The 1510-nt window shown below is 61.1% G+C and carries 1 protein-coding gene; it reads right to left on the reverse strand.

All coding sequences use genetic code 11. The features are described from left to right. Nucleotides 1–77: 77 nt before the first annotated feature. Nucleotides 78–1430: a transposase gene (locus CO669_RS34775; protein WP_097667115.1), complete on the reverse strand. Its 1353-nt coding sequence runs from the start codon at nt 1428–1430 to the stop codon at nt 78–80. Nucleotides 1431–1510 lie beyond the last annotated feature (80 nt).

Consider the following 1510-nt stretch of genomic DNA (forward strand, 5'->3'; position numbering starts at 1 on the left):
CGATTTCGTTGAAAAAGGCAGCGGCAATCCGATGGATTGGCGCCAGCTCCGAAGCGGCCTAGCGCCTGGGTTCTCCGCTATGCGGGCCTGGGGATTTGCATCGGGATCAGCTTGGCCATCTTACGAAGGTTCTGAGCGGTGGCTGCGAGGGTGAACTCGTCACGCGCGCCGTTCGGGCCCCTCAGTCGCAGGCGATCGAGCTTGAGAATGCGCTTGAGGTGCGCGAACAGCATTTCGATCTTCTTGCGGAGCCGACGCGAAGTGCGGCCCTCCCACGATCTCGCGATCTGGCGCGCCATGTCGCGAGCGCCCTCGTAGATCGAGCGCGGCACCCTCCGTGAGGCCTGCTTGGGGCAGCACCGGGACTTCAATGCGCAGCGATCACAATCGCGCTTGCTGGCGAGGTAAAGCATGGTGGCGCCATCATTCACCAGCGTTCCGGTCGTGGTAAGAACTTTGCCACTGGGGCAACGATAGACGTCCCCGGCATGGTCATAGGTGAAGTCGTCGCGCGAGAAGATCCCGTCAGTGCGGGCGGACTTGTCGAAGACTGTAACGTGCGGCTCGATGCCGTGCTCATAGACCAGCCAGGCGAGCATCTCAGCCGAGCCGTAGCCGCTGTCACCGAGGAGCCGGTTCGGATAGAGATCGAACCGTTCGAGCGAGCGCTCAATCATGCGTTTGGCGGCCAATACCTCCGCCTGCCGGATTGCCGTCGTCGCCTCGACATCCACGATGATCGCGTTCTCGACGTCGATCAGGTAGTTCGTCGAGTAGGCGAAGAAGGCTTGGCCACCATGCGCCCCGGTCCAGCGCGCCGCCGGGTCGGAGGGCGACACGAACTTCGGCGTGACCTCGGTTGCCGCTCCGAAAGCGGCATCATCGAGGACAGCCAGATACTCATCGATCGCTCGGCCGGCAGCCTCCGCTGGAAGCCCCTTGTCGCCTTCGATCCCCTTCTGCCGATTGGCATCGGCCTTGATCAGGCTCGCGTCAACGGCAAATCCTTCACCGCCGACCAGTCGCTCCTCGATGCAGCGGCGCAACACGCTCTCGAATACGCGACGGAAGAGGTCGCTCTGCCGGAAGCGGCCATGCCTGTTCTTGGAGAATGTCGAGTGATCCGGCACCGCGCCATCCAGACCGAGCCGGCAGAACCACCGATAGGCCAAATTGAGGTGAACCTCATCGCACAGGCGCCGCTCCGATCGAATGCCGAAGCAGTAGCCGATCAGCAGCATCCGGATCATCAGCTCGGGATCGATCGAAGGTCGACCGATACTGCTGTAGAAGGGTGCCAGGTCCTGCCTGACCTGTTCAAGGTCGACAAATCTATCGATCGACCGGAGCAAGTGGTCGGCGGGAATATGCCTATCGAGCGAGAACTCATAGAACAACGCAGCCTGTTCGACTTGCCGATGTCCCATCATGATTTTCCGTCCTGCCAATTAGACAGACTGAATCACTGATCCCTCTGCGTCGCAACAGCCGCCTTTTTCAACAGAATCGG

It is taken from the genome of Bradyrhizobium sp. Y36, assembly GCF_002531575.1.
In the GTDB taxonomy this organism is placed as follows: Bacteria; Pseudomonadota; Alphaproteobacteria; order Rhizobiales; family Xanthobacteraceae; genus Bradyrhizobium.